This is a genomic window from Corynebacterium gottingense, assembly GCF_002285125.1.
In the GTDB taxonomy this organism is placed as follows: Bacteria; Actinomycetota; Actinomycetes; order Mycobacteriales; family Mycobacteriaceae; genus Corynebacterium; species Corynebacterium gottingense.
This window is the reverse complement of the sequence record NZ_NSGN01000002.1, coordinates 206665-222492: the sequence shown is the minus strand read 5'-3', so window position 1 is coordinate 222492 and position 15828 is coordinate 206665. Positions and strand designations below refer to the sequence as shown.

Sequence of the window (15828 nt, the reverse complement as noted above, 5' to 3'; positions counted from 1 at the left end):
AGTTTCCCCTTTTCCGCGTATTACCCCTGGAGAACCCCCATGTCGCACGATACCGATGACCGCCTGCCGTTTCCGCCCAAAGGGCCGGTGAAGCCCCCGACCGACATGGCGCTTGGAGACTGGACCCTGCCACAGCGCCTCCTCGTCATCGCCGGCGCCCTGTGCATCGCCGCAACCTGGGCGTATCTTGTGCTGGTCCGCCCGAGCAGCTGGGACAGCGTCGGCGGATCCACCGAAGCGATCATCACCCTGTGCGGTTACGGGCTGGGCACCGTCCTGCTGCTCGCGGCGACGCTGCCCATGCTTCCGGCGCGCACGCTGGGCCTGATCCCGCTGGCCATCCTCATCAACTCCGTCGTGGGGCAGATCGTCGGCTCGATCGGGCTGCCGCTCTACCTGGACACGATCGGCACCGTGCTCGTTGCCGCGCTCGCTGGGCCGATCGCCGGCCTGACCACCGGCGCGCTCAACAACGTCGTCTGGGGGCTGCTCAACCCGGTGGCGCTCCCGTTCGCGGCGGGTTCCGCGCTCGTCGGGTACCTCGCGGGCGTGTTCATCCACCGGCTGCACGCGCTGCACTCGATATTCACGGTGGTTGGCTACGGCATGCTGCTGGGCCTGGTCGGCGGCGCCGTCGCCGCGCCGGTGGCCGCGTTCGTGTTCGGTGGCACCGCGGGCGTAGGCACCGGTGCGCTCGTGTCGCTCTTCCGCGAGATGGGCGGATCGCTCATCGCGTCGGTGACCACGCAGGCATTCCTCTCGGACCCGCTGGACAAGGTGATCGTCCTCGCGATCGCCTACGTGACGGTGCGGGCGTTGCCGCGGAAGACAGTTCAGGCGTTCGCGCCGCGTCGAAAAGCGCACTCCGCGCAGCGTGATTAATCCTCTCACGGCGCTGGCGGCGGGGGCGTGCGGGTGGATCCTGGTCCTCGGACTGAATTCGCCCGTGGTGTCGCTGGCCATGATGGCTGTCGCGTGCGTGCTCGGGGTGTGGCGCACGCGCAACGCCTCGGTGCCGGCGACGACGGTGGCGCTCGCCGTGCCCGTCGGGCTGTCCATGCTGCTCATCCACGCGCCGTACGGCAGCGAGCGCATCGCCCCACTGCTCACTGCGGACGGCCTGGCGGTGGGCGCAGCGCTGGCGGCGCGATTCTGCGCGTTGATGGCGTGCATGCTCGCCGCCGTCGCGTACGTCCGCATCCCCGAGCTGGTCAAGGCGCTGCAGGTGCTGCCCGGCGGAAACAAGCTGGCGTACATCGCGGGCGCGACGCTGCAGCTCGTCCCGCACGGCAGCGCGCAGGTGAAGGTGGTGCGCGACGCGCAGGCGCTCAAGCGCGCGCCGGTGCACGCGCGAAACGTGGTGACGCGCCTGATCATGCCGGTGCTCACCGCGCTGCTCAGCCAGGGCGCGAGCCGTGGTGCGGCGTTGGAAACCGCCGGCTATGACTTGCAGGGGAAGCGCACGGTGCTACGGCCGGTGCCGGACTCCGCGGCGCAGAAGGCGCTGCGGATCGTCGCCCCGATCGCGTGCGTGGCGGTGGTCGTATGGATCTGACGCTGCTGCAGCGCGCGCTGAGCACGCACGACCGCGTGCAGGTCGTCGGCGCGTCCGGCTCCGGGATGTCGCAGCTGGCAAACCAGCTCCACGAGGAGTGGCCGAACGTCGGTGTCGTGGGCCAGGACGCTGCGGCGCACGTGACGTACCTGCGCGAGACGGTGATCGAGGAGGTGGCGATCGGCCTGGAGCAGCGCGGCGTCGAGCGCGCGGAGATGCAGGCGCGCTGCGAGCGCATTCTTGCGCGCACGGGACTTGCGCATTTGGCGGAGCGCCATCCGGCGACGTTGTCTGGTGGCGAGACGCGCCGCCTCGCGATCGCGTGCGTCGCGGTGCTCGAGCCGGAGCTGCTCGTGCTGGATTGCCCGTTCGCGGGCCTTGATACGGAATCCGCGCGCTTGATTGAGCAGCTCGTCGCCTCCTCCCGCGCGCTGGTGCTTGGCTATCAACCACGCGAGATTGGTGGCGCGCAGCTCGGCATTATCGACGCCACACTCACCCCGAATCCGCACCTCACCCCAGTTTCGCTTCCCAGTCCCGTCGAGCCGCAGCCTGACCGAATCGACCTCGGTGCCGTAACCGCGGGCCGCCAGGCACCGCAGCGCAAGTGGTGGCATTTTCGTGAGAAACGCGGCGAGCAGTTCCAGGTCGGTCCGGTCGAGCTTGCCCCGCGCAAGGGCGGGGTGCTGTGGCTCCGCGGGCACAATGGGTCGGGCAAGACAACACTGTTGCGCGCGCTTGCTGGCCTCGACGGCAATCCGCCTCAACCGGTCGGCGTCTCACTCGCGCTGCAGCGCGTGGCTGACCAGGTTGTGGAGACCACCCTCGCGGAGTTCGCCGGCGGCAGCGATGCAACGCATCCGCTCGACCTTCCGCAGGCGCAGCTACGGGTCGCCCAATTGCGTCAAGTTTTCGCCCAAGGCCGGGAGCTTGTGCTTATCGACGAACCCGATACCTCACTCGACGCCACCGGCCGCACCCAGGCGCATGCGGTAATCGCCGAGGGCTTGCGCACCGGGCAAGCAGTGATCCTGACCTGCCACGACGAGAGCTTTGTCGACGAGGTCGCAGCCTACGCGGAGGTGGAACCGGTCGTGCTCAAGGCACAAGGGCATAAGTCTTATTAGACGTGTGTTTTGGATGCGCTTTTTGGGTTGACCGCTGCGGTTTCGAGTTCGTTCTCGCAGCAGCAGGACCCGAGCGTGTTCAGTTGCCGGCGACCGAGCCGAGCACCCCGCGCGTGGGGGTGACTCATCATGGGATGGGTATGCCACCGTGCGGTTGCCTGGGCCGGCTGCGGATGTGCAGGCGTATTTGATGCGGCGAAAAATGATGTGGTTGGATGACACGGTGATAGGCGCCTGAAGGCGCAGTACCTGGTGTGGGGCTCTGCGCGACCTGGGCTTTTGAAAAACCCGCTCGCCCGGCGTCTTCGCTCATCATTTCGAGGATTATTACATTCCGCGTACTACAGTTTGAAACTTCGGGGTCCGCGCCGCTGGTTTAGGCGCGCAGCAGGGCGATGGATGCGTTCCTGGTGTTGCGTAAACCTGCAGTGCACGGAGTTTATACATGCTTTTGCAATTCCGGGAGAATGGTTTGACTCGTTTCTGTGACCGCTAAGCGGTGAGGGTGCCCAAAGGAATCACGTGTACTCCGCTAGGAAGCGTGTATGCATACTCCGTAGCGGTGATAATGGCTAAGTATGCAGGCGACCCGACCCTGTTGGTGTCGACACGTTCGTCACGGAGTTTGATGAGGTTTGCTTCGGCTTGTGGGATCTGCGACGCCCCGAGTTTGACTTCGCAGGCACCCCATTTTCCGTCCTCGGGGTATTCGATGATGGCGTCAACTTCAAGGCCCGTGTTGTCGCGGTAGTGGTAGACGTGACCGTGCTGGAGGGCGGATGCAGCACGCAGGTCTCGGATGACCATGGACTCGAAGATCTGGCCGAAAAACTCTGGGTCTTTCGCGAGACGGTCAACGCCGATACCTAAGGCGGCGCAAGCCAGGCTGGGGTCAGCGAGGTGGAGCTTCGGTGAGGTGCGCAGCCGTGATTTGGATCGGAGCGCGACGCTCCAAGGCTGCAATTCGTCGAGGATGAATATTCTGGTAAGTGCCTGGAGGTAAGTGGAGACCGTTTTCGGATCGACTGTTGTGGCATCGGAAGACACGTCTGCAGCGAGTGTTTTCAACGTTGCTTCGCCAGAAATGTTCCGAGCGATGGATTCCAAAGTCCGACGAATGTTTAGCTGGTTGTGACGTGTGCCAACGCTTTCTGGTACTTCCACGTCGAAGACATTGTCCAGGTACGAGCGATTAAACATGACCGCCTGCTGGGTGTTGGCGCCGAGTAGGCCTGGCCATCCGCCACGTACAGCTTGTTCGGCCATGCCCTTATAGGTGAGCTTGGAAACTCCGCTCACACCAACGCCCGGTTGTAGCTCTGCGAGGCTTACCTGGTTTGTCGACGCCCCACTTTCCGCGAGCGACATTGGACGCATCCTCAATCTTGCAAAGCGTCCCGCACCTGAGTGGCGCGTGGTGTCATCGGCTGGTGCCGCTGACCCTGAAAGGATGAACTCCCCGCGTCCTTGGCGATCGTCAATCTCATGGCGGATCGTGTTCCATATGGAAGGCGCGAGTTGCCACTCATCAATGAGGCGAGGCGTTGGGCCGTTGAGTAAAATTGCGGGGTTCAATTCTGCGAGCGTGATCAGCTCGGGGGATCGGTCGAGGCGTACAGAACTTGCAGCCTTTTGGAGGGCAGTAGAGGTCTTCCCGCAAGCGCGTGGCCCTTCAAGGAGGACACCTCCCATGAACTGGAGTGAGTCCTCCAAAACCTGATCTGCAAAGCGGGAAAAGTACTGCACACCGGCATTGTACCCAATTATGCAACGATTTTATACCCGCTTTTGCAACAGTTTTATACCCGATCCTGCAACGGTTTTATACCCGCTTTTGCAATTTGTGGATGATGGGAGGCTTCGCTCCTCTGCTACGTGTTACATGAATATGCGGGCTGTGGACGGACGGTCGTATTGGGGTGCGTGTAGGGTACGAAGCCTACGAGCGTTCACCCAGTGCTTAGTGCATACCGAGTAATCGGGTTCGGGGTGGACGCAGCCTGTCGCGCGGTGCGATGCGCATCATATGATCGAGCATCGCCATGGTGGGGAGACTGTGCCGCATAATCTTGGGTGGTCGTGTCAGTATCACAATTCGCAGGCTGCGCGTGGGACTCGTGGGCATACCGAGCGTGGTCACGGGGGTTGTGTATGTCTCCCCGCTTGGCAATGTGACGGCGACGGGGGTGGACCATCAGGCGCGGGCGGCGTACCGCAGGCTGTACCCACTACCAGATAAAGGCGGCCCGTCCGATGATCCTGGGGTGGCGACCGCAGGCCCGCCGGATTCCGGTACCGGCCAATAACCACAGGGCCGGGCCGGCGGACACCGCCATTTACTGGAATATCCTGTGGGAACGCGTCAAGCGCCAGTAATCCTGGCGCCTACACGCATGCTCGCATGGGAAAGGCACCGCAGAACTGAACTGCGGTGCCTTTTTACGAGTCGAGCGTGAGCGCTGGCTTAGACCAGGCCAGCGTCCTCCATGACCTTGCGCAGGGTGGTTGCGGAGTGGTCGAACTTCTCCTTCTCCTCATCGTTGAGGCGGAGTTCGACGGCCTCGCGCACACCGTTGCGGTTCACCACGGCCGGGGTGCCGATGTAGATGTCGTTGTGGCCGTACTGGCCGTCCAGCTTGGCCGAGATCGGCAGGACGACGTCCTCGTTGGCGAAGATGGCGCGGGTGATGCGGGCGAGGCAGCTGCCGATGCCAAAGTCGGTCGAGCCCTTTGCCTGGATGATGTGGTACGCGGCGTCGCGAGTTGCTACGAACATCTCGTCGACCTCCTTGTACACGTCCGGGTTGCTCTCGGCTTCCTCGGCGAGGCGGTTGCGCAGCGCGATACCTGCGATGGAGCCGGTGGAGATGACCGGGAGCTCGGTGTCGCCGTGCTCGCCGATGATGTAGGAGTGCACCGACGATGCAGACACGTTGTACTTCTGGGACAGGTTGTAGCGCCAGCGGGCGGTGTCCAGGACGGTGCCGGAGCCGAGCACCTGGGAGGCGGGCAGGCCGGTCTGCTTCTGGGTGGCGTAGGTCAGAATGTCGACCGGGTTGGTGGCGACCAGGTAGATGCCGTTGAAGCCGTTTGCCATGACCTCCTTGTTAATGGACTCGAAGATCTTCACGTTGCGGCCCACCAGGTCCAGGCGGGTTTCGCCTTCGCGCTGAGCGACGCCCGCGCAGTTGACCACCAGTGCCGCGTCGCGGCAGTCCTCGTAGGTGCCGAAGGTGACCTTGGTGTTGTGGCCGGAGTAGGGGACAGCGTGGTTCAGGTCCTCGACCTCGCCGCGAGTCTTTTCCTCAGCGAGGTCGATGATGGCGAGCTGGTCACACAGGCCCTGGTTGATCAGGGCGTAGGCGTAGGCGACACCTACGGCGCCGGCGCCGATGAGCACGACCTTGTTGCCGGGGGTGATGTTGTTCTTCGGGGTGGACGGGTTCGTGATGCTCACTGTGGTTCTCCTCTTTCCGATACCGTGACCGGTAGACGTTGTTTCCGGCATCCATCATTGCACAACGTTGGGGCCGGTGCCGCGGAGCCGGTCAGAAAACAACGGAATTTCCCGTAAAGTCGGACGTATTCGGGCGAAAGCGGGCACGGTGGCGTCGATAAGCCAGCCCTACTTGAAGTCTTCCTCTGTGTGCGCCGCAGCGATCGCCTTCGGGCGGCCGGTGACGAAGTACATGCCCGTCATGACGATGAGGAAGACGACGCCGGCGGCGAGGGCGACGTGGTACTGCGGCAGCCACACCATGATGCCGAACGTGAACAGGATGAACGCCACGGCGAACCACTGGCCGTAAGGCCAGAACGGGACCGGGAAGTGCAGCGCGCGCTGCTCGGCGGCCGTCATGCGGCGGCGCGAGGCGAGGTGGGCGATGAGGATCATCAGCCAGACGAAGACGGTGGCGAAGGTGGCGAGCGCGGCGATCGTCTCGAAGACGTTGGGGAACTGCGCGTTGAGGACAACGCCCACGACCAGGACGATGAGCAGGGTCACGGTGGTCATGACGGGGATGTCGCGAACCGTGCGCGCCATCACGCGGGGCGCGAGTCCCTCGCGTGCCAGGCCCGTGAGCACACGGCCGGTGCCGAAGAGGTCCGCGTTGATGGCGGAAAGCGCCGCGGTGATGACCACCAGGTTGAGCAGGCCCGCCGCCCAGTTCACACCGAGGGTGGAGAAGATCTGCACGAACGGGGACTCGTCGCCGGTAATGCTGCGCCACGGGTTGAGCATGAGGATGATGAGGATAGCCAGCACGTAGAACAGGAGGATGCGCACCGGCACCGTGTTCACGGCCTTGGGGATGGAGCGGTCCGGGTCGTCGGCCTCGGTGCCGGCCACACCAATGATTTCGGTGCCGCCGAACGCGAAGAGCACGAGGATGAACGCCGCGATCATGCCCTCTGGGCCGTTGGGGAAGAACCCGCCGTCGTTCCACAGGTTGGCCAGCCCCGTGGTTTCGGGGTGCGTGCCCAGCCCGAAGGCGAGGACGGCCGCGCCGCCGACGATCATGGCCACCACAGCGACGACCTTGATCAGCGTGAACGCGAACTCCAGCTCGCCGAACCACCGCACGCTGGCCAGGTTGGCGGCGCCGATGACCAACAGGGTCGCGGTGATCCACACCCAGGCGGGCGTGCCGGGGAACCAGAACTTCATGTAGATGCCGATGGCGGTGAGGTCCGCCAGGCACACGATGATCATCTCGAAGGCGAACATCCAGCCGGTGATGTAGCCGCCCAGCCCGCCGAGGTGCTCTCGCGCGTACACGGCGAAGGAGCCGCGGACGGGGTGGCGCACGCTCATCTCGCCGAGCGCGCGGAGCATGAAGTACACCACCGCGCCGCCGAGCAGGTACACCAGCAGGACGGACGGCCCAGCGGCCTGGATCGCGCCGGCCGAGCCGTAGAACAAGCCGGTGCCGATGGCGGAGCCGAGCGCGATGAAGTGGATGTGTCGGTGGCTGAGGCCTCGAGCTTTGCGTGCGGGCTTCGCAGGTGTTGGGGAGCTCGTGGACATCGGCGCTGAGCCACCTTCCATAAAATTGTCCGAAACAATGGGCTTTTACAGCATATTGCCACAGTGAGCCTCGCCAAATGTGGGGTTCGGCCTATTGCTTATCGACGCCCCCGTGCCCCCTCCGCCGCGCAACCACCGACGCACCGGCCGCCACGGCGAGCAGCACCGCGATGGCGATGAGGTACGGTGTCGCGTTCGCCTCGCCGGCGCCGGGGTCCGCCGCGGCGTCCGCATCGCTCAGGTCGTCGGCGATTGTGTCGTTGATCCATGCGGCGGCGTCGCCGAGCGGGGCGGCGGAGGCGGCCGCGTTGGTGTCCATGGCGATTTCCTCCGGGTCGTCCGGGTTCACGAACAGTCCGGCGCTGAGCACGCCGGTGAGCTTGCCGTCGCGGAAGACGGGGCCGCCGGAGTCGCCGCCCTGGATGCCGGCTCCTTGGGCGAGTGCGATGGTGAGGGCTTGGTGGGCGTCGAAAAGCGCCATGGGGCTTGCGCCCTCGACGGTCGCGTCGGTCACAGGCAAGCGGGTCGTGGCGCCCGAGCCGTCGGAAGACCAGCCGTAGACGCGCGCGGCGGTGTTGGGGCCGGGGACCTCGGTGTCCACAGTGGCGTAGCGGTCCAGGCCGAGGTCATCGGCGGTGTGCAGCAGCGCGATGTCGCCCTGGGGCGCGGTGAGCCACCGATCCACGGCCACCGTCCGCTGCGCGTTGCCCTCGCCGGTCCGCACCGACCCGCCGGCGGTGGGCAGGTGGTCCATGCAGTGGCGGGCGGTGACCACCCAGTGCGGCGCGACTGCGGTGCCAGTGCACACGCCGTCGGCAGGGTCGTCGTTGGCGGTGCGCACGGAAACGACGCTCGCGCCCTCGGACGCGGTGTCGGGGGAATCGGCGGCGAAGGTGTCGGATTCGAGCGCCCCGGCGGGCGTGGCGGCCAGCACCGTGAGCGCTGTGACGAGCGCAGCGGCGGCGGGGATCGTGGAGGTGGAGATTCGCATGGTTATGCTCCTTTGGTAAGTGTGGTGGGAAGTGGTCGCGGGGGTAGGTCCTGGCGCGAGAGCGACCGGGTGAACGCGCGCAGGGCTTCTTCGAGCGGGCCGCGCGGGAAGCGCAGCAGCCACACCGACGCAAGCGCGCACGCGGCGGCGATGCTCACGGCCGCGGATGCCGCGCCGGACGGCACAAGGTCCGCAGTGGTCACGTGCAGGCAGTACACCGTCAGCGGCATCCGGCCGAGGGCCTGCAGCGGGTACGGGCAGAAGCGCCGGAACACGATGAGGCAGACGGTGAGGACGCCCAGGGAGCAGCCGACCTCGCTGAGGATGGCGATGAGGCCGCCGGTGTGGCCGTTGGGGTTGAGGAAGGGGTGAAGGTGGGCGCCCATAAGCGAGCGGGCCCATACGCCGCCGACGGCGAGCGCGAAGCCGAGCGCTGCGAGCCACACGCGCGGGCGCAGGCGCGCGGCGATGAGGCCGGCGACCATGAGCGCGGCCCACTCGAACAGTGGGTACGGTGGGGCGGTGACCGCGAGTGGGAGGCGCAGCGCCGAGGCGAGCGTGAGGGCTGCGAACAGGGCCGCGAGCGTGCGCGTGCGCCAGCGCGGCGCCGGGGCGAGTGCGAGGTAGCAGGCGCCGAACGCGCCGAGAACCACCGTGATCGAGGCCGAGAGCGGGGTGAGCACAACGTGCAGGGTGAGCAGGGCCGCGCCACGCAGCATCGCCTGGTGGCGCTGACGCGCCAGCGCCACCCCGCCCGTGGCGCGCGACGAGACCTGCATCGACACGCCAGCGAGCACCGCGAACAGCGCCGACGGGAAGCCGTAGAGCCACGGTGAGGTCGAATCGGTCAGGTGCGCGCACATCATCGCGGCGAGTGCGACGGCGCGGGCGGCGTCGAGACCCGCGATGCGCGTGGGCGGGGGAAGTCTGGAAGCTGTCGTCATGGCACACACGCTAAAAACTGCCGTGTTGCGAGAGCGTTAACGCGCGCTTCGCCCGCGCCCACCGGCGTTAGACTGACCCGCATGTCCAACGTGTTAGTTGTGGAAGACGAAGCCTACCTCGCCGACGCCATCGCCGCCGCCTGCGCCGCGCACGGCCTGCAGACCCAGGTTGCTTACGACGGCGCGCAGGCGCTCGAGATGCTCGAATCCGCCGACGTGGTGGTCCTCGACCGGGACCTCCCGCGCGTTCACGGCGACGAGGTCTGCGCCCGCATCCGCGCCGACTACCCGCACATCCGCGTGCTCATGCTCACCGCGGCCAGCGCCCTCGACGAGCGGCTTGGCGGCTTCGCGCTTGGCGCCGACGACTACCTCACCAAACCCTTCGAGGTGCCCGAGCTGCTCGCGCGCGTGGACGCGCTCATGCGCCGCCACACCCCGCCGCAGGCCGACGTGCTGCGCTGCGCGGACGTGCGCATGGACACCGCGCGCCGCACCGTGACCCGCGCGGGCGCGCCGATCGCGCTGAGTCCGAAGGAATTCGCGGTGCTGGAGACGCTGCTCGCCGCCGACGGCGCGGTCCTGTCCGCCGAGGCGCTGCTCGAGGAGGCGTGGGACGCGTTCGCCGACCCATTTACCAACTCGCCGCGCGTGACCATCTCGCACCTGCGCCGCAAGCTGGGCCAGCCCTGGATCATCCACACCCAGCCCGGCGCGGGATACTACGCCGCGGAGGAGGCGCGCCCGTGACGCTGCGCCTGCGCCTGACCCTTGTGTTCGTCGCCACCGTCTTTTCCGCCGGCGCGGCGCTCACCGCCCTCGTGTGCGCATACCTCGCGCTCACACCGGTGCCGCTGCACGTCTCTCTGCCAGGGCCGGAGGGAGTGCTTATCGACGCCGCCATGCCCATCCCCGCCGACATCATCACCGTCGTGCTCGTCACCATGCTGATCGCGCTTGCCCTGCTCACGGCGCTTGCGGGGGCGGTGGGCTGGTTTGTCGCCGGGTACGTGCTCACGCCCGTGCGCCATCTCGCCGCGGTGGCGCGCCGGGTCTCCGACGGCGAGGTCGGCCAGCGCATGCACTACGAGGGGCCTGCCGATGACGTCGGCGACCTGGCCCACGCGTTCGATCAGATGCTGGACTCGCTGGAAGCCTCGCTCGACGCGCAGCGCCGCTTCGCCGCCAACGCTTCGCACGAGCTAAAAACCCCGATCGCTACGATCCAGACGGTCGCGGACGTCGCGCTCATGCAAGGGGAGCAGAGCGCCACCGCGCTGCGCCGGATTCGCGAGGTCAACGCGCGCGCCGGGGAAACGGTCGAGCGGTTGCTTGCGTTCGCGCGCGCCGAGGCGGCGCAGCCCGGCAGTGTGTGCGGCGAGCAGGTGGACGTGGCCGCGCTGTGCGAGGAGGTGTGCGCGCAGTATGGCGTCGCGCTGCGCGTCGATCCCGCCGCGGCGACGGTTGCCGGCGACGCGGTGCTGCTGCGCCAGGCCGTGGGCAACCTCGTCGCCAACGCGGTCGAGCACGGCGCGCCGGGCACCGCCGCGGTGGTGGTGAGGGTTACGGATGGGGCCGTTGAGGTGGGCGTCGATAATGGTGGCCCCGAGCTGGGCGAACGCGAGGTTGAGCGGCTCAAAGAGCCGTTCGTGAGGGGAGCCGGGCGCGTCGCGGGTTCGCACGGGTTGGGGCTTTCGCTTGCCGACGCCATCGCGCGCGCCCACGGCGGACACCTCGACCTCAAGCCGCGTTCCGGCGGTGGGCTGGCCGCGCGGCTGAAGCTTGAGCGGTGGCGTCGAGAAGCGACACAGCGCTAGAGCATCTCGGTACCGGCGATGACGAAGGCGCCGCCGCCTTCGTTCCGGCACAGCGGGGCCGCGTTGAGCACGTCGGTGTGCGTGCCCGGCAGCATATAGTCCATGCTGCACGACCAGCCGTCGGGCGAGGACCACTCCATCGTCGGCGGCTGCACCTCGCCGGCCTGCAAGGCAGTGATGAAACGCTGGGCCACATCAAACGTGGTGGTGCAGTCCGTGTTGTCGGCGTGCGCGATGAGGGAGAAGTGGTGGGTCTCGCCGGTCTCGGTGTCCGAGGCGCTGACCACGTTGCAGGGGGTGCCCTCGGGCGCGGCGGTGTTGGAAAGGTCGAACAAGTCCGGGTTCGGCTCGCCGTGCTGCACGCTTTCCGCCGGCGGGCTGTGCACCGCGGTGTTGCCGTTGGAAATGGTGAGGCTGTGCACGCCACGCTGGATAACGACGGTGTCTTCTGCCGGGCGGGCGAGCGTAAACCCGCTCAGCGCAACCTTCTGCCCGACCTGCAGCTCCGGGTAATCCTTGGTGTACTCGTCCTTGTGTATCGGCTCCTGGCTGCTGAAAGTGTAAAAGCCGACCGTCGGCTCGTACTGCATGGACAGTGCCCGATTGCTGGATCCAGGCGGGGTGTCGTATTCGCGCGCCGGGTTTGCGGGGTCTTCGATGCCGATGTCGCAGTTGAATTGGAACATCTCGTCCTTGCCCTGGGCGTAGCTGGGCGCCATGCGCTCGGTGGGGACCATGCAGCCCTTGGTTCCTACCCCGGGGAAGCCGACGGCGAAGGTCACCGGCGTGGCCTCGAACGTGTCCGCGGGGACCTCAGTGAGGCCGGCGAGCTCCTCGGACGAGACCTCGCGGACCTCCGTCGTGGTGGGTTTGGTGCTGGTCGTGGATTCGGGTGGACGTGAGTCGGTGGTCTCGCTGGATGCGGTGGCTTCTGTGGTGGTGGTTTCGGTCTCGGGGGCGTCGTCTGGCGCAGCGCTACACGACGCCAACGTCAACGCCGCCGCAGCACAGAGGGGAAGGGCCTTGCATGTCGGTGAGTGTGTCACGGCTCTCAGTGTAACTGTGGCCTGGGTAACACGCACGAGATTTCTGGGGCGGGTCGGCTAGAAGCGGGCGACGTCGTCAGGCCGCAGCGCGACCACCGCGCCGGATCCCTCCTGGGCGGGGTTGCCGGCGCGGTCCGACGCGCTGCACGTGTTCTTGGCATTGGCGCGGATCTGCTCGTCGCCGGGGAGGAACCACCCGTTCGCGCAGCCCCAGCCGTTCGGCGCGGTCCAGAACCCGGCTTGGCCCTCGACCTCGCCGTTTCTGTAGGCGTCGACGTAGCCGCGCATCGCCGCAAGGGCGCTCTCACAGGTCGTGCCGTCCTCCAAGGCGATGATTTGGTACGAGCCACCCATCGAACTCTCGACGGTGCCGCAGACATTGCCGGCAGCGCCGCCGGCCGCCTCCGCCTCGGCGGGCGAGCCGGGATCGGTGGTGGTGTAGACGCCGTCGTGCATTTCAAACGTGGCGTCGCCTTTGGTCCCCCGGTAGCCGCCGCCGTGGAGGTGGGTGACGGTGAGGCCGTCGACCGTCACCTGCTCGCCCTGCCTGAGGCGCTGGGTGCCGGGGTGGAGCTCGGCGCCGGGGGAATACGCCGTGCTGAAGCGCCCGCCGTCCTCGTCCCAGTTGATCATGTTCGGAGCCGGCGGATTGGGAACGCCGTAGTCCTCCTCGGTCGGGGGCACGGGGTCGGCGAAGTCCGCGTGGCAATAGGTCCCCGAATCAGATTCGGAGTTGAGCTCCGCTGTCTTGATGAAGCAGTCGTGGAACCAGCGGTCGCCGTCGCCGCCGATGACGTATGCGGTACCGAGCAGGAACCGCTCCGGGTCGACGACGGTGTAGAGGTCGGCCTGCTCCGCCTCCGCGGCACTCGTGTCTGGTGCCTCGGACTCCGCGCTGGGTGCATCGCTGGTCACGGCTTCCGTGCTCGCCGCGGTCGCAGAGGTCGCAGAGGTCGTGCCGTCGGCGCCAGGTTCCCCGCCGCCCCCTCCGCAGGCGGCGAGTGCGAGGGAAGCGGACACCAGGAGAACGGTCGTGGCCCAACGACGTGCGTGCATACGAAAAACTATAAAGCGGGCTGTGTGTTCCCGCGGCGTTTTTTAGCGCGGAATCTCGTCGACGGCCTCGGTGGCCTCCTGCGGGTACATGGCCACGACCTGGTGGCGCGGCTCGCCGAAGCGCGCCGCGTTGCCGCGCGTCGAGGTCTCGTCGGTGTTGTCTGGGTCGTCGGACGGGTCGAGCAGGTCGGCGTCCTGGCAGGTCATGCGGCCCTGCGAGTGCGTGTCCAGCTCGCGGGGGAGCAGCCAGTCCATGGAGCAGTGCCAGCCCTCTTCGGAGGTCCAGTTGTGGAAGCGGTCCGCGTCCGCGCCGTAATCGTCGGCCTTGTATTCCTCCATGACGTGCTGGCCAGCGCTACAGGACGTCCCGTCCTTCACCACGATCACCTCGAGGCGCTCGCCGTACGCGTTGACAATCTCGCCGCACTTGGTGCCGATCGGCTGGGGGTCGTCGGTGGCAATCGCCTTGTAGGTCGTCGGCTCGGTCTTGGCAGCGGCAGAGGAGGAGGCGGCCGCGGCGGAGGACGCGGACTTCGCAGCGCTTGACGACGATCGCGCCGCCTGCGACGCGGCGATCACCTCTTCATCGGACCGGGAACTCGTGGTGCTCGACGCATCCTGGGATGCGTTGCTGTCGCTGTCGCCGCTGCCGCAGGCGGACAGCGGGAGGGCGAGCAGAAGGACTGAAGCTAGCAGGGAAGAAGTTTTACGCATGCGCACATAGTACGGCAATGTTCCTGTTTTGCGGCGGGTGATCGGAAGGGCCTATTACGCCATCATCCCGGTCGCAAACGCGCCGAGCACGAGGACGACCGAGAAGCCCCAGCACAGCGGGAACGCGACGCGGATGTACTTGCCCATGTTGGCACCGGCCAGCCCGAGGCCCAGCCACAGGGCGGGGGAGAACGGGCTGACAAACGTGCCGATGACGTTGCCGACGATCATGGCGGTGGCCGCGCCCATGCCGGAAACGCCGAACGCCGCGGAGGTTTCCTGCACGATGGGCAGGACCGAGAAGTAGTAGGCGTCCGTGGAGGTAGCCAGGTCGAGGGGCACGCCCAGCAGGCCGACGATGACGTGGATGTAGGCGCCGACGGACGCGGGCAGGACCGAGATGAGCGAGAGCGCGATCTGCTCGAGCATCCCGGTGCCGTCGAGCACACCGAGGAACATCGCGGCGGCGAGGATCACGCCGGCCATGGATAGTGCGGTCGGGGCGTGGCGGCGCAGCACGTCGTTCTGGTCGTCCAGGGTGGCGAAGTTGGTGATGAGCAGCAGCGCCGTGCCCACCAAAAACGCCGGCCCGGGCGAGGTGATGCCGGAGACGAGGACGCCGATCAGCGCGAGGGTGACGATGACGTTGATCGCGGTGACCCAGGTGCCGGTACGCGGGGTGAGGTTGAATTTGGCGCGCTCCTCCGCCTGGGAGCGGCGGAACTCTTCGGCGATGGCGTTGACGTCGACGGTGGCGGTGGCGTCGTGAAGCGATCGCTTCGAGATACGGCGCTTCTCGGATAGGCCGAAGCCTGCGGCGACAAGAAAGACGAGGACGATGGCGATGCCCTGAGCGGGGAGGAGGTGGGCCCAGATCTCGTTGGGGGTGGCCTCGATGACGCTGGCGGCGCGGCCGACGGGGCCGCCCCACGGGATCATGTTCATCACGGACGCGGACAGCGCGACGAGGGTGAGCAGCACGTATCTGGACATCCGCATCGCCTTGTACAGGGGGAGGAGCGCCGGGATGGTGAGCAGGAAGGTGGTCGAGCCGGAGCCGTCGAGGTGCGCGACGATCGCGATCGCGGCGGTGCCGAGGGTGACCAGCATGACCTGGCCGCGGGTGGCGCGGATGAGCGCGGTGATGACGGGGTCAAAGAGGCCGACATCGGAAAGGATGCCGAAGAAGATGATCGCGAAGATAAACATCACGACCACCCCCATGACCCGCTCGAGGCCTTCGCCGTAGAAGTCGGTGATGTCACCGATGCCGAAGCCGGTGATGAGCGCGCCGATGATCGGGATGAGGGTCATGGCGATAATCGGGTGCATTTTGCCTTTGAGGAGCACGCCGACGGTGACGAGGATGATGGCCAACCCGACCAGGGTCAGCGCGAGCGGTGGAGTCATGCGGGAAACACTACTGCGCTATTGCGGGACATGTCACATTGGGTGGGTGTAGTGAGTTGCAGCCAAACGGGGGTGGAAACGCCAGCGCCGGGTGCGGATGGCCAACTTGCGGAATAGTCCTGGGGCTCCATGTGGCGTA

14 protein-coding genes are annotated in these 15828 nt (G+C 66.8%); 5 read left to right on the top strand and 9 right to left on the bottom strand.

Annotated features, from left to right (window positions below):
• Window positions 1-105 precede the first annotated feature (105 nt).
• From CKJ82_RS03190 to CKJ82_RS03180, 3 genes are read left to right on the top strand one after another with little or no spacing between them, the layout of a single operon-like run.
• The gene (locus CKJ82_RS03190) at window positions 106-882 is read left to right on the top strand and encodes a glycosyl transferase family 9 (RefSeq protein WP_095537063.1); all 777 of its coding nucleotides are present in this window, start codon (window positions 106-108) and stop codon (window positions 880-882) included.
• A complete protein-coding gene (locus tag CKJ82_RS03185; RefSeq protein ID WP_240510657.1) occupies window positions 875-1555 on the top strand; it encodes a CbiQ family ECF transporter T component in 681 nt (226 codons plus the stop codon). Before CKJ82_RS03190 ends, CKJ82_RS03185 begins: the two co-directional genes overlap by 8 nt.
• Window positions 1546-2682 (top strand): ATP-binding cassette domain-containing protein, encoded by a 1137-nt coding sequence (locus CKJ82_RS03180; RefSeq protein ID WP_095536989.1) that lies wholly within the window; start codon window positions 1546-1548, stop codon window positions 2680-2682. The genes CKJ82_RS03185 and CKJ82_RS03180 overlap by 10 nt, the downstream gene beginning before the upstream one ends.
• A 492-nt stretch (window positions 2683-3174) precedes the next feature.
• Here the strand turns inward: CKJ82_RS03180 and CKJ82_RS03175 are convergent, their stop codons facing one another.
• The 5 genes from CKJ82_RS03175 to CKJ82_RS03155 form a co-directional block, all read right to left on the bottom strand.
• Window positions 3175-4428 (bottom strand): ATP-binding protein, encoded by a 1254-nt coding sequence (locus CKJ82_RS03175; RefSeq protein WP_095536988.1) that lies wholly within the window; start codon window positions 4426-4428, stop codon window positions 3175-3177.
• Between the two features lie 718 nt (window positions 4429-5146).
• Window positions 5147-6139, bottom strand: coding sequence for an L-lactate dehydrogenase (locus tag CKJ82_RS03170; protein ID WP_240510656.1), 993 nt, complete (start codon window positions 6137-6139; stop codon window positions 5147-5149).
• A gap of 168 nt (window positions 6140-6307) precedes the next feature.
• Window positions 6308-7711: an amino acid permease gene (locus CKJ82_RS03165; RefSeq protein ID WP_095536986.1), complete on the bottom strand. Its 1404-nt coding sequence runs from the start codon at window positions 7709-7711 to the stop codon at window positions 6308-6310.
• A gap of 91 nt (window positions 7712-7802) precedes the next feature.
• Entirely contained in the window at window positions 7803-8702 is a 900-nt protein-coding gene (locus CKJ82_RS03160) for a trypsin-like serine protease (protein WP_095535097.1), read from the bottom strand.
• A gap of 2 nt (window positions 8703-8704) precedes the next feature.
• On the bottom strand, window positions 8705-9646 hold the full coding sequence (locus CKJ82_RS03155; RefSeq protein ID WP_095536985.1) for a DUF418 domain-containing protein: 942 nt from the start codon (window positions 9644-9646) through the stop codon (window positions 8705-8707).
• An 81-nt stretch (window positions 9647-9727) separates the two neighbouring features.
• On the opposite strand from CKJ82_RS03155, the gene CKJ82_RS03150 reads away from it, so the two are divergent.
• Both CKJ82_RS03150 and CKJ82_RS03145 read left to right on the top strand, forming a co-directional pair.
• Window positions 9728-10396 carry a response regulator transcription factor gene (locus CKJ82_RS03150; RefSeq protein ID WP_095536984.1) on the top strand — a complete coding sequence of 223 codons (669 nt, stop codon included), beginning with the start codon at window positions 9728-9730 and terminating at the stop codon, window positions 10394-10396.
• Window positions 10393-11463 (top strand): sensor histidine kinase, encoded by a 1071-nt coding sequence (locus tag CKJ82_RS03145; RefSeq protein WP_095536983.1) that lies wholly within the window; start codon window positions 10393-10395, stop codon window positions 11461-11463. The genes CKJ82_RS03150 and CKJ82_RS03145 overlap by 4 nt, the downstream gene beginning before the upstream one ends.
• Here CKJ82_RS03145 and CKJ82_RS03140 read toward each other — a convergent pair.
• Genes CKJ82_RS03140 through CKJ82_RS03125 form a run of 4 tightly spaced genes read right to left on the bottom strand, consistent with a single transcriptional unit; the run spans window position 11460 to window position 15689 of the window.
• Window positions 11460-12509 (bottom strand): hypothetical protein, encoded by a 1050-nt coding sequence (locus tag CKJ82_RS03140; protein WP_133064000.1) that lies wholly within the window; start codon window positions 12507-12509, stop codon window positions 11460-11462. The two genes, CKJ82_RS03145 and CKJ82_RS03140, sit on opposite strands and share 4 nt — an antisense overlap.
• A gap of 57 nt (window positions 12510-12566) precedes the next feature.
• Complete coding sequence (locus CKJ82_RS03135) at window positions 12567-13565, bottom strand: hypothetical protein (RefSeq protein WP_133063999.1); 999 nt, start codon at window positions 13563-13565, stop codon at window positions 12567-12569.
• Window positions 13566-13607: 42 nt separating this feature from the next.
• A complete protein-coding gene (locus CKJ82_RS03130) occupies window positions 13608-14279 on the bottom strand; it encodes a hypothetical protein (RefSeq protein WP_133063998.1) in 672 nt (223 codons plus the stop codon).
• 54 nt (window positions 14280-14333) lie between these two features.
• Window positions 14334-15689 carry a CitMHS family transporter gene (locus CKJ82_RS03125; RefSeq protein WP_095536980.1) on the bottom strand — a complete coding sequence of 452 codons (1356 nt, stop codon included), beginning with the start codon at window positions 15687-15689 and terminating at the stop codon, window positions 14334-14336.
• Window positions 15690-15828 lie beyond the last annotated feature (139 nt).

Bases quoted from the DNA above. Each gene is read 5' to 3' on its own strand.
- CKJ82_RS03150 (WP_095536984.1), top strand. From the start codon at position 9,728: ATGTCCAACGTGTTAGTTGTGGAAGACGAAGCCTACCTCGCCGACGCC.
- CKJ82_RS03190 (WP_095537063.1), top strand. From the start codon at position 106: ATGGCGCTTGGAGACTGGACCCTGCCACAGCGCCTCCTCGTCATCGCC.
- CKJ82_RS03155 (WP_095536985.1), bottom strand. From the start codon at position 9,646: ATGACGACAGCTTCCAGACTTCCCCCGCCCACGCGCATCGCGGGTCTC.
- CKJ82_RS03165 (WP_095536986.1), bottom strand. From the start codon at position 7,711: ATGTCCACGAGCTCCCCAACACCTGCGAAGCCCGCACGCAAAGCTCGA.
- CKJ82_RS03180 (WP_095536989.1), top strand. From the start codon at position 1,546: ATGGATCTGACGCTGCTGCAGCGCGCGCTGAGCACGCACGACCGCGTG.
- CKJ82_RS03130 (WP_133063998.1), bottom strand. From the start codon at position 14,279: ATGCGTAAAACTTCTTCCCTGCTAGCTTCAGTCCTTCTGCTCGCCCTC.
- CKJ82_RS03135 (WP_133063999.1), bottom strand. From the start codon at position 13,565: ATGCACGCACGTCGTTGGGCCACGACCGTTCTCCTGGTGTCCGCTTCC.
- CKJ82_RS03160 (WP_095535097.1), bottom strand. From the start codon at position 8,702: ATGCGAATCTCCACCTCCACGATCCCCGCCGCCGCTGCGCTCGTCACA.
- CKJ82_RS03125 (WP_095536980.1), bottom strand. From the start codon at position 15,689: ATGACTCCACCGCTCGCGCTGACCCTGGTCGGGTTGGCCATCATCCTC.